We start from the raw sequence: 24866 nt of genomic DNA, 5'->3' as shown, positions 1-24866 counted from the left end.
CTTACAGTCGTCGATCCCCTTCTTGTGCTCCCACAAGACACTCTGCGTGGCCTGTGGCGGATGGCGCCGCCTGTTCTCCTTCAGGGCCTCCAGAAGGTACGGAGGCATCGGTACGTCCTTCGTGTTGAGGTAAGGGCTCGTCTTGAGGCGGTCCACCAGGGTGGGCTTGTAGTGAGTCTCCTTGCTCCTGAGTACTTGTCGACGAACGGTAAGCAGTCCTTTGTCCGTGTCGATGACGTCGTCGCATACGGCGAACGCTTCTGCTTGCCGGACGCCACAGGCGAAGCCGAGCATGGGGATGGGGCGGTACTGCTCTGGAAACGCGTCGTAGATCGCCCAACACTCATCCGGGCTGAAGACGTATGACGGTGACTCGCCTACGTAGGGCCCGTCAACCTCGTACGTCGGGTTGGCGGTGATCTTCCCGTTCTGAAGCGCATCCTTGATGACCATCTTGAAGACTTTCCAGTGGCCGTCCGCAGTCGAGTTGGCTATGCGCTTGTTGGCCTCCATCTCCTGGACCCAGGCTTCGACTTGGGCCTTCTTGATGGTTCGAAGGCGTTGGTTTCCCCAGCGGGGGTTGAGGTGGATGCGGATAGCCACCTCGTAGGTCCCGACACTGACCTCTTTCGCGCGGCGTCTGCTGAGCCAGTCAGCCGACCACTGCCTGAACGTGAGGTTCGTTTCGATGGGCTCCGGGGCCACGCCTGGAGTCATGCCGTCGAGAACTGCCTGCGCCTGGGCCTGGGTTAGGCCGACTGACTCTGGAATCGTGGCTCGCGTGCGCTTGCCCTCGTCGTTCGTGCGGTTGTAGGACCAACTGTGGCTGCACCCGCCCTTCTTGGGCCTGTTCTGGTCGGGGCAGTCGCATCTCTTGTAGACGGTGGGTTTGCGTGCCACGGGACGCCTCTCGTTTTCTTGTCGGTTCTCAGGTGGCTCCCTGGCCAGGGGAGTTGGACTCTACGTAGACGTGCCCATGGCTGGTCAAGCTGTCGAACTGTCGGTGATGGGCCCTCGATGTGGCGGCAATAACTCCAGTGCCAGTGACCGGAATTCACTCGGTTCGCGCGTCGAGCCACGCCTCGAAATCGCGCTCTCGCACGCGAAGGATGCGATCGCTGACGCGCACGACGGGGATATCCCAAGTCCTGTAGTTGTCGAGGACGGTGCGCTTTGTGAGTTCCATTCGCTCGGCAATCGTCTCGAAACTCAGCAATACGTTGGAACCACCGCGAGGCATGGTCGTCCTTGTCCACTCGTAGGTGTCCCCGGCGGACCGTTCCGGCCGGACGGGGCCGGTTGCGTTCAGTCCGGCACCGATACGTACGTGGATCAGAGAAATCTGTTACACCCTCGGAGAGCTCCACGCCGTCGTCGAATGATGAACGCGCTCTGAGGCGACGGCGGAGCAAGTAGGGGTGTTGGCCGGGTTGGTAGCGGAAACCTTCGCGCCGATGGCTAGCAACGGTCCGTGAGTGGAACCGTGCGAATGCGCGGCCTCTACTGCCGGGACCCCATGGTGCGGCGGCTCGGGCGACGCGGGCCGGGGTGGATGCGCATGACCTGCTGGGCGGTGCCCTTGCCGCGGGAGCGCAGCACACCGCGGCGGCGGCCGGTGCGCGCGAGGCTGGTGGCGGCGTTCTCGTCGATCCCGGCGTGCTGTGCGGCGGCGCTGAGCGAGAGCCACTGCTCGTAGGGGAGTTGCATCAGCGCGCGGTCGGTAGTGCTCAGGGGCGGGGGCATGGCCGTTCACCTTTCGGTTCGGGTCGTGGTGCCGGGTTGCTCTCCCGGCGAGTAGTGACCGTATACCACGGGGGGTAGCGCGAGGTTTCGCTATCCCGTTCGACCGATTTCGTAAATGGCCGGTTATCCTGCCTCAACGCCGCCTCGGAACGTGGCCCTTGTGTGGGGAAGCAGTGGAGATCGCCCTCCGGGTGGCGTTGCAAGATCAGCGCAGCACCGGCTCTTGGGGGACAGCACGCCGTGACAGACATTGTGGAAGCCCTGGTCGCACGCGCCGCAACGGGCGGGCCAGACGGGGCCGATGCCATCGCGGCGTTGTACGACGAACTCACCGACACGGTCTACAACTGGGTTCGCTTCTACGTCCGCGACGCGCACGTTGCGGAGGACCTGAGCCAGGAAGTCTGGTTGAAGCTCGCCCAGAACATCAGCAAGTACCGGCCTGGCACGAACTTCCATGGCTGGCTGCGGACGATCACGAAGAACACCGCGCTCGACTACCTGCGGTCGGTGCAGCGTCGTCCCTCCGAGGTGTTGTACGCCGATCACCTCGAACTCGACCGTCCACGCATCGGCCACGGCCCGGAGGAGTATGCCGAGCGGCGAGCCCTGGCCGAAGCTGTCGCAGCCCACCTACATAAGCTGCGGCCTGAACAGCAGCAGGTCCTGATCCTGCGGTTCTTCGACGGGGAGAGCCCTGGGCGTACCGCGGAGATCATGGGGAAGACGGTCGGTGCTGTGCGTACTCTGACCGTGAGGTCGCTGCGCAAGCTCGCCGCGGTCATGCCGGCTGGGGAGTCGTCTTCTCAGTTGATCGAGGAGCTGCTGACGGCGGCAGTGGGCAGTAAGAGAGTTTTCGGTACACGGGTTGATTCACGAGAGGTGAGGGCGCATGTCGCGACGCGCTGACCAGAGCGAGCGCCTGGAGCGGGCGCTGGACGGCGGGCCCATCCCTCACGACGAGGAGACCCGTCAGATGCTCGCCGCTGCGGGCACGCTGCGGCCCGACACCCGGCGCAGCCCTGCGCGGGTGCGCGCGGCCAAGGAAGCGATGCTGCGCGAGTACGAGCGTGCGCAGAACCCGCAGGAAGCTCGCGAAGACGCAGGGACAGGCGACGGCTTGGACGAGCCGGAGATCCACCGCGAGGAAGTCGAGCTGCCCGGCGGTGGCCACCTTGTTCTCACCGACATCGAGGCCATCACCCCCGAGCGGGTCGAGAGGACCGCCGACCGTATCGCGCGCATCCTGCAGAGCAGCGAGCAGAAGGACCGGCTGAGTTGAGCAGTGCCATACCTGAGAGCTTGAGCCTCGAGGGGCAGGCATGACCTCCTCCACGCCGCCCATCCAGATCCACGTCCTCGAACCCGACGACAACGATGTGCCGCTCACCGATGTGGGCGTGGTCACCATCGACGGTCAGCGGCACCTGTTCCTGAGCCCGCAGTCCTTCGGCTCCGCCGTGCGGCAGGTCAGCTCCGCCATGCCGGACCTGCCCCTGGAGCAGGTTGAGCGCCTGGTGCGCGAGCACTGCACCGAGTTCAAGGACTTCGACGAGCTGCTGGGGCCCATCGAGCCCGCCCCGCCCGTCGACATTCCGCCGCCCCCAGTCGAGCCTCCCGCGTCCGTCCACCCCCGTGGTCGTGCGAAGAGGTGGGCCGTTGCCGCCGCGCTGATACCGGCGTTCGCCGGGACGTGGGCCCTGGGCCACTTCACGAGTGATGGGTCTGCCTCGACGGCGAGCGCCCCGGACACCGTCCCGAGTATCGCATCCGACGACCAGGCGGCCAGCGACAACCGGAACTTGGGGCCGGAGCCATTCACGGCCCGCGAGTTCATGGACTTCTCCGATGCGGGGAAGATCGATTGCAGTCCCATCGACAACCTGGAAGCGGAGTGCACGGACTCCGACGGGATGGTGATGGCGACTAAGGCCGCGACGGGCCCGGACTCGACGATCTTCACGTTCAGTTACGGCTCTGAGCGCCTTGGCCTGCGTATCTTCGGGACTGCTGACTACGCCAGGACGTGGACCAAGCAGGACGGTTCGCGGGAGCTGTATCCGAACTTGGTCCGCTCGGGCCGCTATGTCCTGTGGGGTACCGACAAGTCCCGGCTGAAGGAGTACTTGGGACTGCTGGAGACCTGGCAGAGCAAGGCCACGGCTGTGGGCTTGATGCACACTATGGGGGCTGCCGAGCCCCTGCCGCCCCGCTTGGCGGCTCTCACGCTGGGCACTCTGGGGCTCGACGAGGAGGACGTGCACACGATCTTGTTCTCGCCGCAGAGCTTTCCGGTGGATGCACCGGTGCTGATGGCGGCTCAGGCCGTACTCGGCGTGAACGGCGATGACGCCCCTCAGTTGGAGCCGGGGGCCGACGACATTGTGGCGCTCGCCGCAGGCATTGAGCCGCCTGCGGTGGTAGCCGACCCGGACCAGAGCGCGCACACCGGTGGCGGCGTTGTGCCGGTCACCGACCCTGTGGAGTCGTCCGGTTCGGCGTCGGCAGGCGGCACCGCCGAGCAGTCGACAGGGCCTGCAACGGGATCTGAACCGCAGCCGACGGAAACCGAGAAGCCGAAGGAACCGGTCGCCGAGGAGAAGCCCGAGGAACCGGTGGCGGAGAAGCCCACGGAACCCGAGCCGACGTCGGTCGTGGAGCCGACGCCTGAGCAGCCGCCTACGGAGCCAGCGAAGCCGAGCGAGCCGGAGCAGCCGACAGCCCCTGCTCACCCGGCACTGGTCGACCCGGCCCCGCCGGTCACCGAGACGCCGGCACCGCCACAGGACCCGGACCCCGCCGAGACGCAGCCCACCGACGACGGTGGCGACGCGGCCGGGGAGCTGCCCCCTGTGGACGAGCATGCACCGAACGCCGACCATGAGGACGACCGTGGCAGGGAGTTGCGGGTGCTTCCAGAAGCCTGGATCACCCCGGCCGCGTAACACGACGCGCCGCGCAGACACTTCCTGCGCGGCGCGTTCGCGTTCTGCGGGCCGGATCAGAAGGGCGGTTCACTCGCCCACTGGTCATCGGCCACCGGACGCCCAGCGGGAGCGGCGGAGGCAGCGCGCTGCCCGCCGGTCTTGGTGACCTTGGCAGTCGCGTTCTTCAGGCTCACTGCGACGTCCTCGACATCGAGTTCGTACACGGTGCGCTTGATGCCTTCACGGTCTTCGTAGGAGCGCTGCTTCAGGCGGCCTTGCACGATGACGCGGGTGCCTCGGGCCAGGGATTCCGCGGCGTTCTCCGCTGCCTGCCGCCACACTGCGCAGGTCAGAAACAGGCTCTCGCCGTCCTTCCACTCGTTGGTCTGCCGGTCAAAGGTGCGTGAGGTTGAGGCGATGCGGAACTTCGCGACCGCGGCGCCGGAGGGCGTGAAGCGGAGTTCGGGGTCGTCGACCAGATTGCCGATCAGAGTGATGACGGTCTCGCCTGCCACAGGAGCGGGGCCTTTCGAGTTGGCGGTCGGCCCGCTGTGGGGTGGGCCGACCGGCGGGGCGGGTCAGGAGAACAGCAGGCGCCAGGTGAGCGAGCCGGGGATGCCGTCCGGGTCGCCGCGCAGCTCCTTGCGGGAGCGCTGGAAGTCGGCGACGTTCTTGCGGTCCGAGTCCGTCCACCTCGGTCCTGGCCCGGACGTGTAGTGCTTGCCGAAGCCCTTCGTCACGAGCTGCTTGCCGAGCAGCGTGATGTGCGAGTTGTTCTTGCCCGGACCGAAGTAGGAGGAGCCGGGGAACGGCGGCGTGGGCTTGGCGGTGACATTGCCGGGCAGGGAGCCGAGCAGCTTCTTCAGGGATTCCGCGCCCGGCACGCCGTCTGCGGCCTTGCCGCTGTAGCCCAGCGACTTCTGGAAGTCGCTGTAGTTCTCGGTGTCGGCATCCGTCCACGTCGGGCCGGGCCCGGAGGTGTAGTGCTTGCCGAAGCCGCGCTTGACCAGGGCCTCGCCGACCTTGGTCACGTGCGTGCCCTTGGTGCCGTACCCGTACTTGAGTCCGCTGATGGTGACTTGGTAGCGGGCGACGGACGAGCCGGAGCCGGTGGAGCCGCCGGGGTCCGGAGCGGGCTTGTAGTTCCCGGCCGGCATGCCCGCCTTCACCCAGGCATACAGCTTGGTGCCGGGGCAGGCCGTGGCGAAGCCGTCCTTGTGGCCGCGCTTGGCCAGGGTGCGGCCGGTCTTCTTGCACGCCTCCTCGTACAGGGCGCGGCACGCCGCGAGGGCCTTCGCGCTTGGCTCCTGGCTGCCGCCAACGGCGATCTGCACGCCGATGCCGGACACGTTGTGGTTCGGGCAGTGGGCACCCTGGAGGTTCCAGCCGCGGCCCTCGTACACGTTCCCGGCCTGGTCGACGACGAAGTTGTAGCCGATGCCCGCCCAGCCCTGGCCGCGGTGCTCGGCCTCGATGGCGCGCATGATCGCGTAGCCGGTTCGGGTGATCGGGGTGCCGCCGTCGTAATGGACGAAGAACTCGGTGCGGCGCGACAGGGAGATGCTTGCCGGGGTGCCGTTCCAGGGCTTCGCGCCCCACTTGGCGCGGGAGATGATCTGCATGTGGTGTGCCCTCCGGTGACTGTGGTCAGGGAGGGAGCACCGTGCAGGTCTCGCCCAGGTAGTGTCGCGCGCTGCCGATCAGCCGTCGATCACCTCTGCGTCCACGACGCTGCCGCCTTCCAGCTCCGGCGGGTCGGGGTACTGCACCGCGAACAACGTCTTGTTCAGCCTCTCAGCGAGAGCCGTGAGGTCGACGCGTTCCTCCTGAGTGGCTTCGCCGCTGTCCAGGCCGGTGATTTCGACAGCGAGAGCGGCGTCCTTGCCGTAGTGGTGGCGGTGCTGACGTTCCAAGTACCACGCGTCGGCACGCCAGTCCGGCGCCGTACGGTCCTCGGTGACCTCCTCGACGATCTGACCGGTCTCCGGGTCCCGGAACTTCCGCGTCGTGGTCTTCGTGACGATCCCGCCGTCGGCAACCCTCCTGATGTTGGCCACCGCACGGGCTGCGGCCATTGCACGGGCCGTGCGCACCTTCTCGAACAAGGCGACGTACGGGTCCTCTTCCTTGTCCGGAGCTTGCCCTTCCTCCCGCGCGGCGATCTCGGCGCGGCCGCGCGCCATCCACCGTCGGTAGGTCGAGCTTGAGACGCCGGCCGCCTCGACGGCGAGCTCGACTGCGATGCCGGTCCGGCACGCGGCAACGATCCTGCCCTCGACCGCCTCGGAGAGCAGAGTGGGGCGCCCTCCGACGTCAGGGCGGCGCGGCTTGCGGCGGTTGGACATTGCCCGGCTCCTCAGCGCCCAGGCGTGAACGCGTGGCCGCAGGCCGGGCAGGTGGCTAGCCGTGCGCGTCCCTCGTCGTCCGGACTGAGCCCGTCACCGCCCAGGCTGTCGCTGCTGTCGTCAGTCAGATGCAGGACGGGGGGCTGGTCCTCGTTGATGGCGCCAGGCAACGTCTCGGGGTCGACCTGCCGCAGTAGGGTCTCCAGCTCCTGGTCGGCGATGGCGAGGGAGTCGTACAGGGCAGCGTCGGCTGTGACGATGTCTTCGAGGTAGGCGGCGAAATCGCGCGGCCGCCAACCTCCGTCTGAGCCAATCTTGTTGAGCTTGATGTTCAGGGCCTTGGCTTCTGCGTCTGAGCGGGAGGCCCACCCACGCTGGACAGGTACGAGCCATCCGCCGTCGTTGTCCAGGAGCAGCCCGGCGGGCAGGCGTTCGCCGCGAGTTTGCATCTCAATCAGGGCTTCGCGGCGGCCGTGTCCGCCAAGGATGGTGCCGGTGCGCTCGTCGGCGATGGGCTGGTCGACAAAGCCGTGCGTGCCGATGCTCTCGATGATCCGCTCGACCTGGTGCTTCTTCGGATTTCCGGGCGCGGGGGAGAGGTCGGTCAGGGGGACGTAGGTGGTGTATCGGGGTGCGGGCACGGTCTCGGTCACGGCAGTCCTTCCGGCGGTTGGGGATGCCGGCGGCGGGGTGGCCTGCGAGCCCGCGGACTTCAACCGCGGCGCCCCGCCTCGCAAGCGGGGCATGCCGTCATGGCCGGGCCGCTCCCGCCGCCGGACCGGTGGCACCCTCGTTCCGGATGGGGCGCACCGGGGCCCGCCCGCCTCTGGCGACGTCACCAGGGGGGGAGAGCCACGCGGAAGGTAGGGGGCGCGACTGGGTTGTGTCGCGGCGCAGGGCAATATCCCGCTCCGGTCTGCGAGTTCAGATGCGAGCGCACACACGGAACGACGCCTGCTGTACTATTTGCTGTGGCTGGGAGAGCAACCCAGCCACCTGGGCCTAGGTGTCACAGATTTCGCCGATCGACGTACTTACAGGCGACGCCCTCTGCACCCCGCCCAGGACTGACCCGAAAAGCCCTGGGCTACGCCCTGGGTGAGAAAGGATTCCCCGCATGTCGTACGACGACGTCGACCAGACGCCGGAGCCCGTCCTGTCCCTGGGTGATGCCGCGCTCCTCTCGGTGTTCGCCAAGCTGTTCAAGGACCAGGTCGTTCCCGCGATCGACGAGAAGATCGCCGCTGTGAAGGGTCCGCTCCTCGCCGCCTACGACGCCCCCGAGAGCAGCACCAAGTCCATCGACGCCAAGGTCAACGGTGTTCCTGTCGCCAGTCACACGGTGGCGGTCTCCAAGGACAAGTACGTCGTCGAAGACGAGGAGGCGTTCACTGCCTTCGCCGAGAGCCGCGACGAGGTCGAGGTGATCATCCAGGCCCGGCCCGCGTTCCGCGACAAGATGCTCAAGCTCGCAAAGCAAGACAAGGCCACCGGCGCCATCGTCGACAAGTCCACGGGCGAAGTGATCCCCGGTATCACCCGCACCCCCGGCGGCAGGCCCACCGGCTCCGTGTCGCTGCACTGGAAGGACGGCGGCAAGGAAGCCGTCCTTGACGCGTTCCACAAGGGAGAGCTCGACAGTCTGCTGCGCGGTGTGCCCATGCTCCCCGCCGCTGCCGACCGCAAACCCGAGTAGCGGTAGCCCAGCGCACCGTCGAACGACGGCCCGGCCGCCCTCTGCGCGGCGGCCGGGCTCTCTCCCAAAGGACTACCGCCTTGTCCAGCAGAACCGTTGACATTGCCCCGGCACTCTCCGGGGGCATCTCCGACCGTGCGTTCCGCCTGTACTGCTACCTCGTCCTGTCCAGCCGGGGGTGGGTCACCGTCCAGGGCGCGGCGGACGCGTGCAGCCTGACCAACCACCAGGCCCGCGAACCCCTCTCCGAGTTGCGGAAAGCGGGCATGGTCGAATCCCGGCGCGTGTACGAGATGGGCTCCCAAGGCCGCAAGACGTGGCACACCCACTTCCGGCTGCTTCCGGAGACGACGATCGAGACAGCCGCGTGACCGACCGCAACGCGGTGCGCCGCAACCGCCGCCACCACTACGTGCAGGTCGAGTCCAAGACCGCCCGAGACGCCCGGCTCAGCTTCCGCGCCCTCGGCGTACTGACGTACTGCCTTGACCAGTCCGACAGTTGGAACGTCCGCTCCGAACAGCTCGCCCGTGGCGAGGGACGCGAAGGGCGCGACGCCGTACGCAAGGCGCTCCACGAACTGGCCGCGCACGGCTACTACCGGCTCGAGAAGCGTCGCTTTCTCGACGGCAAGACCGCCATGGGTGCAGCGATCAGCGAATACCCCAACGAGCAGTGGGCGCAGGACTACGTCACCTTCGGCAAGAAGCTGGACATCCCCGTCATCGAGCAGGAGGACGGCAGCTTCCGCGTCCGCTACGCCGACGGCACCCTCGGCCCCGACGGCTTCGCGCCCGACGAAGCCCCCGGTACAGCTGCACCGGACGAGAAGGCAGCCGCCGATACCGACCCGCAGCCGAAGCTGAGGAAGAGGCCGCGCGCCACCCCGCCGGCCGCCGCCCGCTCCGCCGCGAAGAAGAAGCGCGACCAGGCGACGCACAGCGACGCGGACACCCAGCAGTCGTCCGGCGACGAGGAGAAGGCGGCGCCGCAGAAGACGCCCGCCCAGGAAGTCGCGACCTGGTACTACGAGCACGCCAAGGAACACCTCGGCCCGTATGCGGGCAGCAAGAGATCCGGTTGGTACTTCGGTCTCATCAAGCTCAGCCAGCAGGCGGTGGACGCGCAGTACACGCAGAAACAGGTGGCCAAGGCGTTCCAGCGCACCGGCGTCCACTTCCCGACGGCGCACCAGTTCCAGCGCGCGCTGAGCGACGAACGGAACAACCGGCCGATGCCCGCCCAGTACGGGGGCCGCCCCGCCCCCTACAACGACGCCGCGACCTGGGGCGTGAACGACCAGCCGCCGGACCAGAGCAGCCCTGAAGACCATGACGAATGCGCCGAGTTCGGCATCGTCCCTGCCTGACGACAAGGAGAACGAGCGGTGAGCACGATGGCAGCCGAGCGCTTCATCCCTGAGCGAGAGCCCAAGCGGCTCTTGGAGGTCACCGACCGCCTGCTGGCCACCCTGCGCAGGGGCGGAGCCGACCTCTCGCAGCTCGGCATTCCCTCGCCGACGAACGAGGACGGCGAACTCGACCTGTGGGAAGACGTGTCCGTGCCACAGGCCAACGCCCGTGCCCTCGCCTGGAAGAACAGCATGAAAGCCGCCGACCACGACGACTACCTGAAGTGGCGCTTCGCTGACCTCGACGACTACCAGCGGCCCCAGGCCCTCGGGGCGTGGCTCGACTCGATCGTCGAAGCCAAGAGGAGGAAGGCGCGCCCCAGCACCATGAACTTCATCGCGTCCGGGAACATCGGCTCGGGGAAGACCACTGCGGTCGCTGCGCTCGGCAACGAGGCCGCGAACCGGGGCCTCTTGGTGCGGTTCGTGCAGCACTCCACGTACCTCACCTGGCGCCGCCCGGACGGCGGCCCTGACGGGCTGAGCCGTTTCGAGATCCGCAGGCGGCACGTAGAGGACCCGGACTTGCTGATCCTCGACGAGCTGTGTGGCGAGATGGACGGCATGCAGACGGAGTTCGTGCGCAGGGAGACGACCGACCTGGTCGGCTCTCGCCTCGCGTCCGGCCGCCCCACCGTGTACTCGACGAACCTCAAGCGGGACGGCATCACGGCCGTCCTCGGCGAACGGCTCCTCTCACGCATCGAGGACCGGGCCTACCTGGCGAAGATCGTCGGACCGGATCGGCGCGCTCCGCGAAAGCCGCTCGACTGGTGAACTCCCTTCCATGGCAAAGGAGATGGCGAGCGCACGGTAATCAAGGGCAGCGGGGCAGACGCGGACGCTATATCGTTTGGGCATCCCGAGGACCGACGAGCATAGGTCCCTCGGGAAGACCCGAATGAAAGGGACGTGTCTTGCCGAAGTTGTCTACCGTACGTGCCATCACCCAGGGTGAGCGGGAGCTGAGAGATTGGCACCGCAACCTTCGCATCGGAGCTGCGGCCGCCGGCTTCGGGATGATGCTCGCCTCTCTCTACCAACTCCACTGGGCCGGAACGCTCATCGGTTTCCCCGGCGTCGCTGCCGGCGCGATGGCCATTGCCCTCGAACTGCTCCTTGCGTTCAACGCCGGGGCGGTCACCTCAATTCGCCGACGCGGTGCAGACGGCCGGGAAGGCGGCTACTACTGGTCGCTCTGGCTCATCTTCGGATTTCTGCTGTGCATCTCGATCGCCGCGAACGTGGGCCACGCTGTGGTCGCGCTCAGCGAGTGGTTCAGCACGGGCGGAGCTCCGACGGTCATGGCGGACAACCAGGTCTCCGTGTACATGGTCGGGGGCGCGGTCGCCGCGATGGTCCCGCTCGGCGGGAGTTTCGGGCTGCACATCAGCGGATTCGTCAGGGCGCGCGGAGCCGGATCGGACTGGGTTGATGAGGACGGGACAGGAGCACTGCTTGACTCAGCGGGACCGCTGTCCGCTCCCCGCAGGCCGGCACCGCTGCGCCCTGCGGCGAAGGCCCCTGTGCTGAAGGCCAAGAGCCCGGAGCATGCTGAGGAATTGGTCGAAGAACCCGCGCCCGTGTCGAAGTACGAGGAGCCGAAGCCGGAAGAGCAAGAGCCGGAGTCCACACCGGAGATCGAGCCGGTGACCGTGCTCTCCGAAGAGGAGCTGTACTCCATCTACAAGGCGGCCAGGGAGGCAGGTGAGGAGCACCGCTTCGGCACGCGTGGGGACCTGAACCCGACCCAGCTCGGCCGCCGTCTGGGACAGAGTCCCCAGAACGGGCGGAAGAACGTCGGTCCACGCTTTGACGGGCGTTACCAGGCAGAGAAGCAGGCGGAGCGTGGCGATGGCGTGGACATGGGCGGTCTTGTAGCCGAAAACGGGGCGGCTCCGACATCCTGACGTCGCCTTGCGTGACAGTAGGCCGCGCAGTAGGCAGCATCGAAGTACTGCCTACTGCCGGTGATTCAGCTCCAGCTCGGCGACGGACCGTTCGGTTGACCGTATGGCACCGGCCGACCAGTGAAAGCGTCCAAGAGGATGCGTTCTCCGATCGGCTGGTCCAATTTCACGGTCACCTCCTGGCCGCGCAGCTCAGAAGTACAGGCCCCGTTGTTCTCACCACGGACTGATGAGGACAACACCACGCTGCCCCCTGTCTCCAGAGCTTCTACGGCGGGGCCGTCGTCACAGGAACTGTGGGTAGCCACAACGGTAACTGAGCGGCCATCCTTGGCTACCTCAACCAGGCGGTCGAGCGGTGCCAGCTCACCACTGGACGTCTCACGGGCCGAACTGATGGGCGGCTTGGGAAGCCTGGATGGGTTGAGGGCTACCCGCTTGAGCGGGCTGTCGTAGCCGTCCACGGTGAACAGCCAGGCCGGAACACTCGCGGGGCCACGGCTGGTGACCAGGGTCATCTGGCCCAGCTTCGCGCCGGTCACTGTGAGATGCGGTCCGTCGACGCTGGCGCGGTCAAGGGCGTTGTACGCCTCTTGCGCTGCCACCAACGGCAGCGTGAGCGAGGATCCGTTCTTCCACCTCACCTGCCCGTTCTCGTGGGGTGCGGCCGCGAGCTCACCGCGCAGGACGAAATTTTGAGTCTCGTAGGCGCGTTTGTCAGCTTCGCTCCGCAAGCCCTGCTCTGGCAGTTGGACCGCCTCTCCCATCGGGTAATAGCCCTTGTGCCACACCTCGGCGGCCGGGGAGCCGTCCCAGGCCTTGGCCACCTGGCGCGCGCGAGCCTTCGACGGCGGCGCGGGAGTAGCGGTGCTGGCCTCAGCGCTCCTGCCGTCGGCCTTCTCGCTGCCGCAACCAGCGAGGGCGCCGATGCCGACGGGGAGCAGGGTTAGTGCAACGAGCAGATTGATCGTGCGCGTTGAGTTGATGCGCATACGTCTCCCAAGACAGTCACAAGCGGAGACCGACGTCCCTGTTTAGACGTACCGGCCAGGGATCGGGTTCCGTCGAGCTCAGGGGTCTCCATCTCTTGCCATGTCCGGCCACGCTGGCTCTCGTCGTAGCGCGACCGGACATGCGGTGATTACCTCGCTCCTGGGCAGGGTTCAGTAGACCTGGAGGCTGTGCTTGGAGAGCACCGACTGAACCGGGTGATACCAGGTCGCACGATCAGCTTGGTCATCTGAGTCGCCGCAAGGCTGGTCGGCGTAGTTGCCGCCGGAGGTGATGCCCAATGCGGTGCTCCCGGTGAAGAGGGATCCCCCACTGTCGCCGAAGACATCACAGTTACTCGTCTTGATCATGTTATGGAGCGTTTCCCCGTCATCGTAGGTAATGGTCATGCTCGGTTCGAGCACCATCCCGACGAGGTCCTGGCTAAAGCCCCCTACGCGTTTCACGGACTCGCCGTCATATGCGTAGCGGGAGGTCGTGATCTGCCCCGACGTGCCGTCCTTGTACTGGATGGTTCCGTAGGGCGTAACGTCGCTGTTGCGGTATTCGATAACAGCGTAGTCCCCGCCGCCGTAGTCGAAGCTGATCTGAGTTCCGAGGTAGATGCCGCCGCTCCGTCGGTACCAGTCGTAGTAGCCGCCGACCATGCAGTGACCGGCGCTGATCAGGAACTTCTTCCCTGCGTCGTTTTGGACATTGAACCCAGCACTGCAGTGCCTCCCGCCCGATGAGATGCCAATGCCACCGCGCATGTCGTAGGCGGTCTTCTCTGGCTTGCCCGAAATCTTTTCGATGCGTACCGCGTCACGATGGGAACCGGCTACTTTTGCGATCCGGGCCTGATCTGCATCGGATACCCCGTCGTAGATCTCAACAGACACCTGGTTCGTGCTCGGATCTACGCCCCAGGCAGTGTTGGGAATTCCTCCCAGCCGATCTAACTCAGCGTGAATGGAGTTGAGTTCAGCCGTGCTGTGGGCCACAACCTGTGCTGTCCCGCCGGCCTCCCGAACTGATGCTCCGGTGGCCTGGTCTGTGACTGCGACAACCGGGCGGCCGTCTTTGAGGTAGATGCCGCCGGTGCGATCGTCGCCGAGCTTGGCCGCCAGCGCGGCCGCCTGGTGGGGCTCGGTGAGGGGGGCGGTATCAGCATGAGCGCTGGGTGCCATGAACGCCGCAAGCAGGCCGTATGTCGCGACGGCCATGCCCACGGAGTGTCTTCGACGTCTTCGCATCCGTTCCCCCTGTGTGTGGATGGTGGGCGCGTTCGATGAGAGGCGCGCAGGAAGGAGGATCGCGAAAAGTTGTGACTTTCAGGTGAACGCACGGCTACAACTCCCCTGAGGGCACGCGTGGTTGGTCCGCTGCGCAGGATGGTGGTCAGGGCTGCGGAAGCTGATCGCTCACGCAAGGATCCGCCGGCACGTGTTGGCCAGGCGCGGGGAGCTGCTGGAAAGCAGTGTGGGCTACGCGCTCCTGCGGGCAAAGCTCGTCACGTTGGCCGCCTGTCGAGGTGGTCCCGCGGTGCCGTAAGGGGATCACTGGGTGATGTCGTGGGCTGCCAACTCAGCTAACAGCGTGTCAAGTTCTAGTGACGTGAGTCGGAGGTTTGTCGATAGTTGGGCATCGATCACGGACAACTGCGGGATCTTCGGTCCAGGACGACTCACACCCAACCGTCGATAAATCTCCGACTCAGGTCACTAGGTGTACGCGCCTGGAGCGCCGCCAGGTCGTGGGCCTCAAGCGTCCTTCGCGATCGGCGACCGCCTGGGCGGAGTGCGAGGGTGCGGTATGGGAGCGGAGGGAGGTGTTAGAGGGGGATTTCGAGGGGATCGCCGGTGACGCGCGAAACCTTGGCGACCGGTGTCGGAGTTGCTGCACGCTATTGGAATCTCGACCCCGAAACGCTAAAATAGTACAGCGGACGTCGCAGCGCGAAATAAGGGCCCTGTACGCCGCAGCATCCGGGAGAGCAACCCGGAAGACCCGAAGCGAAAGGCCCCGTTCCGTGGCTGGAATCACCGTGCCCCAGCGCACCCGCAAGAGCCGGAAGCCCACCGGCAAACCGAACCCGCCGATCATCCTGCTCACCGGCCCCGAGAAGACCGGAAAGAGCTTTGAAGCCGCCCGCGGCTCCGGCTCCGACCTCATCGGCACGACGTACTGGATCGAGATCGGCGGCACCGAGGGGACCGCCGACTACTACGGCCGTGTGCCCAACGCCGACTACGAGATCGTGCAGCACGAAGGCTCGTACCAGGACATCCTCGACGCGATCCGCTGGGTGAACCACCAGCCCCGTGTCGAAGGTAAGTCGAACATGCTGGTCATCGACTCCATGACCTCCCTGTGGGACATGCTCAGCGACGAGATCGCCGTGCACGCGCGCAACCGCGCCATCCGCAAGGCGCAGCGCAACCGCTCGCGCGTGCCCACCCTCGACGACCCGGTCGTCATCGACTCCGACCTGTGGAACCGGGCCAAGGACCGCTGGGGCGAGGTCCTTTGGCTCCTGCGCCGCCACCAGGGCCCGTGCCTGCTGCTCGCCCGAACCGAGATCGTCACCGCGTTCGAGAACGACAAGCCGACCCGGAACAGCATGCGGAAGGTGAAGGCAGAGAAGAACTTGCCCGCGGCCGTCGACGCCATCGTGGACCTCCACGCCATCGGCGAAGCCTGGCTCACCGGGGTACGCAGCTTGCACATGGAGGTCCAGCCCGGCGAGAGCCAGCGGTTCCACGACTTCTCCGTGGACACGCTCCTGCGCCGCCTCGGTCTGCAGGATGCTGCCGAGTCCCGCTCCTCGTACGAACTGCGCCCCGACGCCGACCTGCAAGAGCAGAGTCAGCCGCAACAGCAGCCCGCCCCGCGCCAGTCCGCTGCCCGACGGGCACGGCACTTGGACGGCGAGCAGGCCGCCAAGATGATCCGCGACGCCCTCATGCACCCCACAGACCCGGAGAACGCCTTGCGCGAGCTGCGGGAGGAGCACGGCCGCCGCACCCTCCAGTCCGTGAATACGAAGACTCGCTTGGGCGCGATGAGCGCCGACGAGCTGATCACCAAGTCACTCGACCACCTCAAGGCGAAGGCTGAGGAGGCGCCGGCGGGCGAGGGCGGCAGCGAGTCGTCCGGCGATGAGCAGACGCCGGGCGAGCGAACGGGCGACGAGGCCGGGCATGCTCCCTCGGACAGAGCCGATCCCGAGCCGGAGGAGGAGAGGACTCCGCCGCCCCCGGACCCGCACGCCGAGTCACCCGTGACCGACCGGCCCGAGGACGTGAGCGAAGCCGAGGAGCCGCAGGACCTGCCCTGGCCCCGTACCGCCCAGGCGAAGAGGGTCAACAGGGTCATGTCGGTGCTGCTCACCGAGGCAGAGATCCAGGCCCGCATCATCGGCATGTCGATGCGGGAGCACTTGGAGCAGATCACCGAGCCGGACACCGAGGACACTCCGCCGCCGATGACGAAGCTGCGGACGCACGTCTTGGAGAACCGCCCCCTGGTGATCGGCCTCCTGGAGGAGCGCGGCGAGCGAGACCTCGCCAACGCCTACCGCCTTGCTGGCAAACCGGAGCTGAAGATCGCCGACATGTTCGCCCCGCTCTACACCGACCTCGTCACCAGCGGATGAGGTGACGTGAGGCGACGCGCCCCAGGCGCGCCCGATCCACGCGGAACAAGCTGTACCTCGACGCCAGCGACGAGGCCATCCAGCCGGGTCGGACGCCGCGAGCCCTCGACGTGGAGTAGTTGATCTCATTCCCCATCACTGGCGCGTTCCTCGGCTCCTCGACTATCGGCAGCGCACTCGGCGAATGGGTCGCCGTCCTCGGCCCGGAGCCGACTCCTGAATCCGCGATCAGCCGGGGCGTTCCTGCCCACCGTCGTTCCCGGTGGGCAGGCCAAAGTACTTGGCCCAGGACGCCACCAGGAACGTGGCGGCAACGGCAGCTACAGCGGCTCCGATGGCCGATTCCGATACGGCTAGTGCGCCGACGACAGAAGCCAGTCCCAGAGTGAAGACCACCAGCACAAGGGTCTGCCGCCGCCAGGCTCGGCGCGCATGGTGCCTGGTGAGCATGCTGTCGGCATCAGCAACGCTGGGGGCTAGGTCAAGCAGGCGTGGGCCCGCAAGCACCTTCAGCAGGCGCTCTACTTCGAGGAGTGCCCGCTTACGGCCATCCACCCGATCAAGCTCGACACCGTCCCGGAGATCACGGACGTGCGCCGCTGCGGCTGTATACCGGGCTACGACCTGAGGCATGGGGCTACTTCCATCAGGAAGGGCCCGCTCCACGGCGTACCTCTCCAAGGCGCGTGCGAAGTCCTCCAAGGCTCGAACCGCCGGAATGTGACGCGCGTGAAATGGGGCATCACCGAGCGGCTCTGGACCGGAGGTTTCAAAGGGCTTGAGCAACGCTTCATACGACCGTCGTCCCGTCGAGGTGAGGGTGTCTGTGGTCCAACGTCGCATGCCGGGCCCCATCGCCAGGATGTTCAGCCATACGGTTATTCCGAGCGGGATAAGGATGCTCGAGAACATCGATGGCTCCCGCCAGTCGCCATCGCCATCCAGCCACACGGCCACTGCAGCACCGCCGGCATGCAGCGCGAGGAACGTGGTAGTGATCATCTTGACGGTGAGCGCCTCGCCAGACGCTTGAAACAGCACGTCCTCGCGCTGTAAGTAGTTGAGCGTTTCGGGAGCTAGCGGTGTGGCCAAATCGCTCTCCCGCACGTCCTCTTCCAGCTTCGTGCGCCGACGCTCTGCACCGGCGCAAGCCCGCTTCCACAGAAGCGACTCCAGATGCGTCTTCTTGCCGCGTCGCTGCGCGGATGCCGTCATGAGCAGTAACTGCAGCGACACCGCCCACGCGAGGAGCGCAATCGCGCCCCACTCGACTCGTGTCATCTCGCCCCTCTTCATTCAGTGAGCCGGCCAACCGCGGATTCGGCATGCTCCCTCGCGATCGGACTCGATTACGTCAGACCCCGCATCGTCGAGGTCTGGTTCCCCTTGGCCTCACGTAAGGAGCCTTGGTGCCCGAACCCCTCTCGATCGCAGCGCTGCGCGCCGAAGCCGAGACCTCATGCTCAACGCGTCCGACTACGCGGGTAGTCGAGGAACTCCTCTGGTGCAGGGCGCGCCCGCCGCGTCACGTCAACTCCCGAAGGCGCGCCTTCGCAGTGTTCGAGGAATGCGCCTCCACCACCGCGGCGCGCGCCGGACAGATGTGGGACGCGCCGTCCGCGCCACTCCGGGCGCGCCACGCGCCATCGCTGCGGAGCGCGCCTCTGTATGCGCGCGCCGACAGTTGGCGCGCCTGTGCCCGCCAGGCGCGCCCGCAAGACGCGCCGGCACGTCGGTGGCGCGCCATCCAGCAGGCGCGCCCCGCGCCTCCGAACACGCGCTACGAGGTGGCGCGCCACCCGTTGACCTGCACATTTGCGAGGCGCGTCCGCCTGAGCGACGTCAAGCGCGCCCGACCCGGCGCGCCACCAGGGAGGGAGCCGTGCGCACGGCGCCCGGCGCGCCATCGTGGTGCAGGCACCCCCCCGCGCACGAAGAAGGGCGCGCCCGATTCGGGCGCGCCCACGGTGTGGTGGCGGCGTCAGCTCGTCGAGCGCGCCTTGGACTGGCGCTCCGCGCGCCGCTCCCGGCGCGCCTCCTCGCGCGCCTTCCCCGCGTCCTCCGCCACCGCCTTGCGCAACCGCGAAAACTCCTCGGGGTATTTCTCGGCGAGCAGGCGCATGGCCTGGAGACGGTAGTTCGGCGCGCTCGGCATCCGGCCCCACCGCGCCACCGAGTAGTTCAGCGTGTATTGGAGAAACCGGAGTTCCGCCTCCAGCCGGGACCGGAGCTGGGAGAGCCGTGCCGCGTGCTCCTTGCGGGACTCGCCCTCGGAGGCCGGCAGGAACTGCGCCGGTTCGCGCATCATGCGCAGGGTCAGGGCTTGGGTACGCGCGGCGACCTCCGGTGAGCGGAACGCCAGCCCCTGGACGGCATCACGGCCGGAGCGCGCTGCCCCAGCCACGGCCCGGACGAACTGAGTCCACTCCTCGGCGAACGCCCCGTCGTCGAGCTGGGCCAGGTACTCGGCCTCATCCGCAGCCAGCTCCTCGACTGCGGCCACAACAGGTTGCCGGGACTCTTGGAGCTGCTGACGGAAGGCGCCGATCCGGGCCTGATAGGTCTTCTTGGACTCGCCTTCTCGACGCTCGACGACCTGCTTGAATTCGCGGGCGGCACGGTCGGCCGCAGCGAGCGTACGGCTGGCCAGCTCCGGGGAGCGGAACGCCACCGCCTGCACCTCGCCCGGCACCCGGCGTTCGTCGGTGCCGCCCTGCACGAACGTCGTCCACGCCGCGAAGAACGCCTGATGCGACATCTCCGTCAGGCGCTTGACCTCTGCCGTGACCTTCTCGGCAGGTGGCTGCGCGTCGACCATCCCGCGGTTCCTCCTGGTCCGGCGGCTCGCTGCTCTCAAGCCGCGGTGTGCCGCGCTCGGCGGCAGATGCGTAGTAGGCGATGGCCGCCTCGCAACCGAACCCACTCCGTGTGCCGGGTCGTCGCAGGAGCAACCGCTCTCCGGCCCTGGGCACTCAGTACGCGCGCAGTGGTCTCGGGCTGTTGGTCCGCCAGTACGACCCCGGTCGAAAGGGAAACCCCAAAGAACCGAGATACCAGCGGCAGCCCTCAACGCAGTGAGTTCGGCGGCGAGGCGGCCACCTTCGTGCGGATGATACCCGCCGGGGTGCCGGCGGGTTGCCGCCCGCGTCGCTATCCGGCCTGTTCCAAGCCCTTGGGGCTGGTCACCGACTCAATCGCCGGGGCCACCTTGCTCGGCTTCCAGATCAGGTCGTACGTCGCCTGCGACGCCGCGAGAACGGCGGTCAGTGTGGCGAGGGTGAGCGTGCCGTGCTGGAACTGCTCCCAGCCGCCCGACGCGGCGACGGTGGCGACGCCCGCGACCAGGGCGAGGACGACGGCAACCACCTTCTTCACCTCCGCCGACCAGGCCGGGCGCTGCACGATCGCGGTGAGGAGCGGGAGGACGGCGCCGACCTGGGCGCCGGTGGTGATGGAGTCGAGAGTCGACATAGGTCTCCGACCTTCCGTGGGTTATGCGGAGGGCAGAGCGTGCAGAGGCCGGCGGGCTTGTGTCGTGTGCTGCGCTACGCGACGTCGCGCTGCTCGATGTCGGCGGCGATCTCCTCGGGCGGATCGGGTGCAGGACGGTGTAGTGCACCGTGGACCAGGCCGCGCAGGTCGTAGATGTACTCGATCGCGGCGACTTTCCAGCGGCGCCACTGTCGTTGCTCTTCCTGAAGGTGCTCGACGCGGCGCTCGAGGTCGCTGTACTTCGCTTCGAGCGATGCCATCCTCTCCAGGGTCTGGGTTGCGGCCGCTCGCTGCTGCTCCAGGAGGCTGGTGAATCCGTCGGTCACGGTCTTGACCGCGGTCACCTGGGCGTCGCTGTCGTACTTGCGCTTGTTCTGCCGATACACCAGCCACGCGCCGCCCAGTACGCCGAGCATCCCGAAGAGGGGTGCAAGTACGGGTGCCAGGGAGACGAGCCCATCCACTGGCGCTCCCTCGGTCGAACGGTCATAGGTGCGCGGGAGTCGGGGCTCAGGAACAGCCCACGGCTCCCCGCGATCCCGAGGGTGCGTTGACCGGTGCCTTTGCGTCTTGTGCTGTGGCGGGGCGGGCAGTTCAGACGGTCCCTGCGGGGTCGATGGGGGCAGCCACGGGTGCCAGGTCGGTGAGGTGTTGGCCGCACGGAAGGCAGATGCAGCGGTAGGTGGGGGGCTCGGCGTTTGCGTAGAACTGTGCTGTGAACGGCTGGTTTTCCACGGGGCATCCAGGAGTCCGGCACGTCGCTGTCAGGTAGACGGAGGTCGGTTCGTCGTTGCTCATCAGTCTTCTCCCACGATCATCCAGTCCACGTTGGTGGGGGTGTCGTTGGTGCGGTAGACCCAGATCGTCAGACCTGCTGATGACACTGCGGTGGCACCCACGCCGAGTACCCGCTGTCCTGGCACGGAGGTGATGGGGGTGACGAAGGCGCGGAAATGGGTGCCCTTGATCGAGCCGCCGGTCAGGGTGACCGACGTGGGCTGGTTCGGGACGGGGACGATGGTTGCGGTGCCCATGCTGATGTTGTCCGCCCGCAGTACGCCCGCTGCTCGGATGGCGGTGGCGGCCACTGTGGCTGTCCCCGTTCCCAGTGACACGGTGCCGCCGCCCGGCCCAGAGCCTAGGGATGCTGTGTCTTTGGACATGAAGAGGCGGCTGCCCACCGGCTGCCCGGAGGATGCGACGACGCGTTCGGAGGTGAAGAAGTCGTTGCCGAAAAAGGTCCGCCACCGGTAGTTCGTGCCGTCAGGATCGGTAAACGCACCCGAGTTGATGCCGATGTTGGCGTCGGTAGTTCCTCCGGTGACGTTGATGACCGCTCTGTTCGTGCCGTCGGGCGAAGTCAGGCCGATGTACGGGTACATGGCGTTGGGGTCCATGCTGATCGTGGCGCCGTTTGATCCGACGGCGCGGAGCCGTGCGCTGTCGAGGATGACCCGAGCCCCCGTGGCGGCGGTCTGAACAGTGGCGCCGGTGATCACCTTGCCGTTGATGGCATCGGCGTCGAGCAGTTCGGCAGTGATGGCCCCGGCCTTGATGTGGGTGGCGTCGATGCTTCCTGCCGCGATTTTCGATGCGGTCACGGAGTTCACTGCGAGCTTGTCCGCTGTGATCGACAAGGCGGAGAGTTTGTCCGTCGTGATGGCCAGTGAGGCGATCTTCTCGGCGGTGACGGCCAGCGCCGTCAGTTTCTCTGTAGTGATCGCCCCGGCGAGGATCTTCGGGGTCGTGATGGCGCCGTCGGCGAGGGCGGTGGTGTTGACCGCGCCGAGTGCGATCTTCGCCTCGGTGACAGCGTCCGCCGCCAGCTTGGTCTCGTCGATGATCCCGTCGATCAGATCCTTCGGGACGGCCTGCCGGGGGGTGCCCTGAGCGGCGGCCGACGGCGGACCGAGGATGGAGGCGGTGTTCTGTGCGACAAGGCGTACCCACACCGGGGCGTAGCCCTCGATTCCCACGGTGACGGTGCCGCCGAGCACCGCGGTGATCGTGCCGGTGAGCGTGGTCACGTCGGGGCTGAAGTCCTCAACAAACCCGACGTGGACCTGTATGAGCGAGAAGTCCGTGGGCGTGGTGTACGAGTCGTCCCAAGTGCCGTCCCAGCCGATCACGAGCCCGGCCAGTTTCGGCTCGATGGTCGGCGGCATGGGCGTCGGCGGGGGTGCCGTGTCGATCGGGACGAGCGCGACGCCGCCGTCGGGCTGCACCCCGACGCTGCCCTTGAGGTTCCCGTCGGCGTCGTAGATGTCCATGGCGCCGCCCTCTATGGAGGTATGGGCGGCCTGCGTGGACCGTTCGAGAGCCTTGAGGCGGCGGTCGTACTCGTCCAGGAGGGCAGCGAAGCGCCGGGCGTCCGCTTGAGTGTCCAGGAAGTTGACCATGGCGCGGGATTCTGCGGTTCCGCGGCGCCTTGCGTCGCGCGCTGCTCCCGGCGCTCAGTAGTGGAAGGAGTCGGAGCGCTTCAGGGTGAGGACCACGGTGCCGTCCGCGCTGATCTCGTCGGAGACGATCCGGTGCCATACGTCGACGTCGCCGACCCAGGGCACGTGCACTTGGACGCGTATGTCGTCGCCGAGTTGCCACGCACCGAGCCGGGCGTTGGGGTGGTCGATGATCTGGATGGCTGGGATCTGCAGGGCCTGCGTACGGCCGGCAAGTTCCTGCTGCCCGCGCGTGCTCAGGGCCTTGGCGGAGGAGAGCGTCTTGTCGGTGACCGTCGCGACACGACGCAGCCGGCCGTCGTAGCGGTGGACCTGGGAGCGTGCCATCTTGCGGCCCTCGCCCTTGCCGAGGACGACGACTTCGTTCGCGTAGTCATCGCCCATCCCCTCGGGCTTGGCGATGGCGACCAGGTTCTCCCCGTCGGCAAACCGGAGGTCGGTCCTCTTCCTCCCGAGCCGCGGGGTGCCGAGGCGGAGCCGGTGCTCGATGGTGTTGCCGGACCCGGACCAGGCGTGCGTCTCGATCCAGTCGAACGGGGTGGTGTTCGTCAGGGTGTCGAGGGTCTGGCCGCAGTCAGGGTTGTCCCACCAGGCGAGTTCCCAGGGGTCCTTGCCGTCCTTGGTGCCGAGGAGTTCGCCGAGCTTGTGGGTGTCGATCTTCAGGCCGATGTTGCCGTATGGCTTGCCCTGGACGTGGGCCCAGATCTTGCGGAACGCGTCGTAGACGTCGATCCGGGGGCCGCCATAGGGCTTGGGCGGGTCTGGGACTCGTTGCTTGCCCTTCTTGCCGTCGACCCAGCCGTCATGGTTCTTGTCCTTTCCGGCATAGGGGTCTTTCGGGGTGATGAGTGCGCCGGAGATCATGTAGTCCTCGAACGGGATGCCCTGCGGGTAGCAGGAGAAGCCTTCGCAACTCACGGTTGCCGTGGGCCCGTCGTACGCCGTCTTCGTGACTACGCCGCCCCACCGTATGACCCCGTCAATCTCCAAGTAGAGCTTGGTGTCCCACTCTTGCAGGATCGGCTTCTTGTCCGGGCCGAGCATCCGCGCGTACTCGGGCTCGATAGTGCCGGCCATCGCGCCGGGGCCGCTGAGGTCGCGCTTGGGGTTGCTGTTGAGTGCGAACGGGACTTCCCAGTCCAGGATCTGCTCGGGCAGTGCGCGCTGAGCGATGAACCTCCACCCGGACGGCATCAGATCTCTTCCTCGTCCGGGGCCTCAACGAACTCCAGGTCGGCGACGATCGAAGTGGAGCCGTCCACCGAGAGGTCACCGGACTCGATCTTGCTCATGTACGTCTGAAGGTAGAGGCGTTGGGTGGTGCCGCGCAGCGAGCTGGAGATGTTCATGTTGTCGGCGATGACCACCGTCTGGCGCCGGGTCGGCGTGCCGGTGTTGTCGTCGATCACCGTGTTCTGCCCGTGGATCGTCCCGAAGACGTTCTGCATGGAGGCGTAGATGTTGGACTTCGTCATGCGCAGGCCCGCGATGGTGGTCACGATCTTCAGGCGCGTCGCCCATTCCGGGACGTCGATGTCCCACTTCGCGGGCTCACCAGGCCAGTTGTGCCATTTGTTGTCGGAGTACGTCAGCGTCGACAGGGTGGAGGGGAATGCAGTGTAGAGCCGCCTGTCGCGTCGGGGCGCCACCATGGTGCGCAGGTCCTTGATCATGGCCTGGGTGACGCTGGTGGTGTTCGCCGGGATATCGATGCGGGCCAGCGCAATGGCGGAATCCGAGCCGCGCACCTGCCGCACGTTCGTCGTCGTCTTCGGGACGCCGCTGATCACGCGGGTGTAGACGTACGGACCCACCTTCGGGTCGGACGGGTTGGGCCACGTCTCGCCATATGAGTAGGGGTTCTCGATGCGCGCGACGATCAGGTCTGAGCGGGCGGATACGCCGGTCGCGGCGATCGGCACCTGGTCGGCGACGGGCAGCCGCGCGGCGTACGCCTGGTACGCGCCGCCCTGGGCCCGGTTGATGATGGCGCAGGCGCCGGTGCGGACCTGCACGGCGGCCGCGGGAGTGCCGAGCGCCTTCACCTGGAGGTCCGCAGACCCGACCACGCCCTCGGCGCCGCCGAACGCGGCGTACGCCAACAGCCTCGCTACTTCGCTACTGTGCTCCGCACCGCCCTCCGTGAACCACGGAACCGAGTCCCACGCCATGTTTCCTCCGCTGATTGCTGGATCGAACCGGCGGGGAGTGTCGAGCGGGCGAGCGCCTTGCGTC

General features: G+C 67.0%; 24 protein-coding genes and 1 pseudogene. 9 read left to right on the top strand and 16 right to left on the bottom strand.

Features of this window, described 5'->3' with window-relative positions:
* From QIS96_RS28340 to QIS96_RS28330, 3 genes are all read right to left on the bottom strand, one after another.
* On the bottom strand, nucleotides 1–900 hold a 900-nt coding region (locus QIS96_RS28340), incomplete at its 3' end, for a tyrosine-type recombinase/integrase (protein ID WP_282545624.1).
* A 154-nt stretch (nucleotides 901–1054) separates the two neighbouring features.
* On the bottom strand, nucleotides 1055–1240 hold the full coding sequence (locus QIS96_RS28335; protein WP_282545623.1) for a DNA-binding protein: 186 nt from the start codon (nucleotides 1238–1240) through the stop codon (nucleotides 1055–1057).
* A gap of 260 nt (nucleotides 1241–1500) precedes the next feature.
* Nucleotides 1501–1743 carry a hypothetical protein gene (locus QIS96_RS28330; protein WP_282545622.1) on the bottom strand — a complete coding sequence of 81 codons (243 nt, stop codon included), beginning with the start codon at nucleotides 1741–1743 and terminating at the stop codon, nucleotides 1501–1503.
* Between the two features lie 240 nt (nucleotides 1744–1983).
* On the opposite strand from QIS96_RS28330, the gene QIS96_RS28325 reads away from it, so the two are divergent.
* Genes QIS96_RS28325 through QIS96_RS28315 form a run of 3 tightly spaced genes read left to right on the top strand, consistent with a single transcriptional unit; the run spans nucleotide 1984 to nucleotide 4688 of the window.
* Complete coding sequence (locus tag QIS96_RS28325; RefSeq protein ID WP_282545621.1) at nucleotides 1984–2652, top strand: RNA polymerase sigma factor; 669 nt, start codon at nucleotides 1984–1986, stop codon at nucleotides 2650–2652.
* On the top strand, nucleotides 2636–3025 hold the full coding sequence (locus tag QIS96_RS28320) for a hypothetical protein (protein WP_282545620.1): 390 nt from the start codon (nucleotides 2636–2638) through the stop codon (nucleotides 3023–3025). Before QIS96_RS28325 ends, QIS96_RS28320 begins: the two co-directional genes overlap by 17 nt.
* Nucleotides 3026–3065: 40 nt before the next feature.
* Nucleotides 3066–4688 carry a hypothetical protein gene (locus QIS96_RS28315; RefSeq protein ID WP_282545619.1) on the top strand — a complete coding sequence of 541 codons (1623 nt, stop codon included), beginning with the start codon at nucleotides 3066–3068 and terminating at the stop codon, nucleotides 4686–4688.
* A 62-nt stretch (nucleotides 4689–4750) separates the two neighbouring features.
* Here QIS96_RS28315 and QIS96_RS28310 read toward each other — a convergent pair.
* From QIS96_RS28310 to QIS96_RS28295, 4 genes and pseudogenes are all read right to left on the bottom strand, one after another.
* Nucleotides 4751–5185: pseudogene (locus QIS96_RS28310) on the bottom strand (single-stranded DNA-binding protein); the annotation flags it as partial.
* 63 nt (nucleotides 5186–5248) lie between these two features.
* Complete coding sequence (locus QIS96_RS28305; protein WP_282545618.1) at nucleotides 5249–6292, bottom strand: peptidoglycan-binding protein; 1044 nt, start codon at nucleotides 6290–6292, stop codon at nucleotides 5249–5251.
* 78 nt (nucleotides 6293–6370) lie between these two features.
* A complete protein-coding gene (locus QIS96_RS28300; RefSeq protein WP_282545617.1) occupies nucleotides 6371–7015 on the bottom strand; it encodes a hypothetical protein in 645 nt (214 codons plus the stop codon).
* Nucleotides 7016–7026: 11 nt separating this feature from the next.
* Nucleotides 7027–7668, bottom strand: a complete 642-nt coding sequence (locus QIS96_RS28295) for a ParB N-terminal domain-containing protein (protein ID WP_282545616.1) — start codon at nucleotides 7666–7668, stop codon at nucleotides 7027–7029.
* Nucleotides 7669–8132: 464 nt separating this feature from the next.
* Between QIS96_RS28295 and QIS96_RS28290 the strand changes: the two genes are divergently transcribed.
* From QIS96_RS28290 to QIS96_RS28270, 5 genes are all read left to right on the top strand, one after another.
* A complete protein-coding gene (locus tag QIS96_RS28290) occupies nucleotides 8133–8711 on the top strand; it encodes a hypothetical protein (RefSeq protein WP_282545615.1) in 579 nt (192 codons plus the stop codon).
* An 80-nt stretch (nucleotides 8712–8791) separates the two neighbouring features.
* On the top strand, nucleotides 8792–9082 hold the full coding sequence (locus QIS96_RS28285) for a helix-turn-helix domain-containing protein (RefSeq protein ID WP_282545614.1): 291 nt from the start codon (nucleotides 8792–8794) through the stop codon (nucleotides 9080–9082).
* Nucleotides 9079–10080, top strand: a complete 1002-nt coding sequence (locus tag QIS96_RS28280; RefSeq protein ID WP_282545613.1) for a hypothetical protein — start codon at nucleotides 9079–9081, stop codon at nucleotides 10078–10080. Before QIS96_RS28285 ends, QIS96_RS28280 begins: the two co-directional genes overlap by 4 nt.
* A gap of 18 nt (nucleotides 10081–10098) precedes the next feature.
* Nucleotides 10099–10899 carry a P-loop NTPase family protein gene (locus tag QIS96_RS28275; protein WP_282545612.1) on the top strand — a complete coding sequence of 267 codons (801 nt, stop codon included), beginning with the start codon at nucleotides 10099–10101 and terminating at the stop codon, nucleotides 10897–10899.
* A 140-nt stretch (nucleotides 10900–11039) separates the two neighbouring features.
* The gene (locus tag QIS96_RS28270; RefSeq protein ID WP_282545611.1) at nucleotides 11040–12032 is read left to right on the top strand and encodes a hypothetical protein; all 993 of its coding nucleotides are present in this window, start codon (nucleotides 11040–11042) and stop codon (nucleotides 12030–12032) included.
* A 65-nt stretch (nucleotides 12033–12097) separates the two neighbouring features.
* On the opposite strand, the gene QIS96_RS28265 is transcribed toward QIS96_RS28270, so the two are convergent.
* Together QIS96_RS28265 and QIS96_RS28260 are read right to left on the bottom strand one after the other, a co-directional pair.
* Nucleotides 12098–13024 (bottom strand): hypothetical protein, encoded by a 927-nt coding sequence (locus tag QIS96_RS28265; protein ID WP_282545610.1) that lies wholly within the window; start codon nucleotides 13022–13024, stop codon nucleotides 12098–12100.
* Between the two features lie 171 nt (nucleotides 13025–13195).
* Nucleotides 13196–14248, bottom strand: a complete 1053-nt coding sequence (locus QIS96_RS28260) for a S1 family peptidase (protein WP_282545609.1) — start codon at nucleotides 14246–14248, stop codon at nucleotides 13196–13198.
* Between the two features lie 806 nt (nucleotides 14249–15054).
* Here QIS96_RS28260 and QIS96_RS28255 point away from each other — a divergent pair.
* Complete coding sequence (locus QIS96_RS28255) at nucleotides 15055–16680, top strand: hypothetical protein (RefSeq protein ID WP_282545608.1); 1626 nt, start codon at nucleotides 15055–15057, stop codon at nucleotides 16678–16680.
* Nucleotides 16681–16908: 228 nt separating this feature from the next.
* On the opposite strand, the gene QIS96_RS28250 is transcribed toward QIS96_RS28255, so the two are convergent.
* The 7 genes from QIS96_RS28250 to QIS96_RS28220 form a co-directional block, all read right to left on the bottom strand.
* Nucleotides 16909–17961, bottom strand: coding sequence for a hypothetical protein (locus QIS96_RS28250; protein ID WP_282545607.1), 1053 nt, complete (start codon nucleotides 17959–17961; stop codon nucleotides 16909–16911).
* 700 nt (nucleotides 17962–18661) lie between these two features.
* Entirely contained in the window at nucleotides 18662–19498 is an 837-nt protein-coding gene (locus QIS96_RS28245; protein WP_282545606.1) for a hypothetical protein, read from the bottom strand.
* A gap of 332 nt (nucleotides 19499–19830) precedes the next feature.
* Complete coding sequence (locus QIS96_RS28240; RefSeq protein WP_282545605.1) at nucleotides 19831–20151, bottom strand: hypothetical protein; 321 nt, start codon at nucleotides 20149–20151, stop codon at nucleotides 19831–19833.
* Nucleotides 20152–20225: 74 nt separating this feature from the next.
* Nucleotides 20226–20636: a hypothetical protein gene (locus QIS96_RS28235; RefSeq protein ID WP_282545604.1), complete on the bottom strand. Its 411-nt coding sequence runs from the start codon at nucleotides 20634–20636 to the stop codon at nucleotides 20226–20228.
* Nucleotides 20637–20969: 333 nt separating this feature from the next.
* Nucleotides 20970–22571, bottom strand: coding sequence for a hypothetical protein (locus tag QIS96_RS28230; RefSeq protein ID WP_282545603.1), 1602 nt, complete (start codon nucleotides 22569–22571; stop codon nucleotides 20970–20972).
* Nucleotides 22572–22625: 54 nt separating this feature from the next.
* Nucleotides 22626–23825, bottom strand: a complete 1200-nt coding sequence (locus tag QIS96_RS28225; protein ID WP_282545602.1) for a hypothetical protein — start codon at nucleotides 23823–23825, stop codon at nucleotides 22626–22628.
* Entirely contained in the window at nucleotides 23825–24802 is a 978-nt protein-coding gene (locus tag QIS96_RS28220) for a hypothetical protein (protein ID WP_282545601.1), read from the bottom strand. Before QIS96_RS28220 ends, QIS96_RS28225 begins: the two co-directional genes overlap by 1 nt.
* Nucleotides 24803–24866: the final 64 nt, after the last annotated feature.

The organism is Streptomyces cavernicola, assembly GCF_029968035.1.
GTDB classification, from domain to species: Bacteria; Actinomycetota; Actinomycetes; order Streptomycetales; family Streptomycetaceae; genus Streptomyces; species Streptomyces cavernicola.
Note: the sequence above shows the minus strand (reverse complement) of the source record. Positions and strands in the feature narration are given on the sequence as shown.

Coding starts and splice junctions, on each gene's coding strand:
- QIS96_RS28290 (WP_282545615.1), top strand. CDS start 8,133: ATGTCGTACGACGACGTCGACCAGACGCCGGAGCCCGTCCTGTCCCTG.
- QIS96_RS28260 (WP_282545609.1), bottom strand. CDS start 14,248: ATGGCCGTCGCGACATACGGCCTGCTTGCGGCGTTCATGGCACCCAGC.
- QIS96_RS28300 (WP_282545617.1), bottom strand. CDS start 7,015: ATGTCCAACCGCCGCAAGCCGCGCCGCCCTGACGTCGGAGGGCGCCCC.
- QIS96_RS28230 (WP_282545603.1), bottom strand. CDS start 22,571: ATGGTCAACTTCCTGGACACTCAAGCGGACGCCCGGCGCTTCGCTGCC.
- QIS96_RS28250 (WP_282545607.1), bottom strand. CDS start 17,961: ATGACACGAGTCGAGTGGGGCGCGATTGCGCTCCTCGCGTGGGCGGTG.
- QIS96_RS28265 (WP_282545610.1), bottom strand. CDS start 13,024: ATGCGCATCAACTCAACGCGCACGATCAATCTGCTCGTTGCACTAACC.
- QIS96_RS28305 (WP_282545618.1), bottom strand. CDS start 6,292: ATGCAGATCATCTCCCGCGCCAAGTGGGGCGCGAAGCCCTGGAACGGC.
- QIS96_RS28315 (WP_282545619.1), top strand. CDS start 3,066: ATGACCTCCTCCACGCCGCCCATCCAGATCCACGTCCTCGAACCCGAC.
- QIS96_RS28330 (WP_282545622.1), bottom strand. CDS start 1,743: ATGCCCCCGCCCCTGAGCACTACCGACCGCGCGCTGATGCAACTCCCC.
- QIS96_RS28335 (WP_282545623.1), bottom strand. CDS start 1,240: ATGCCTCGCGGTGGTTCCAACGTATTGCTGAGTTTCGAGACGATTGCC.
- QIS96_RS28320 (WP_282545620.1), top strand. CDS start 2,636: ATGTCGCGACGCGCTGACCAGAGCGAGCGCCTGGAGCGGGCGCTGGAC.
- QIS96_RS28220 (WP_282545601.1), bottom strand. CDS start 24,802: ATGGCGTGGGACTCGGTTCCGTGGTTCACGGAGGGCGGTGCGGAGCAC.
- QIS96_RS28240 (WP_282545605.1), bottom strand. CDS start 20,151: ATGTCGACTCTCGACTCCATCACCACCGGCGCCCAGGTCGGCGCCGTC.
- QIS96_RS28245 (WP_282545606.1), bottom strand. CDS start 19,498: ATGGTCGACGCGCAGCCACCTGCCGAGAAGGTCACGGCAGAGGTCAAG.
- QIS96_RS28225 (WP_282545602.1), bottom strand. CDS start 23,825: ATGCCGTCCGGGTGGAGGTTCATCGCTCAGCGCGCACTGCCCGAGCAG.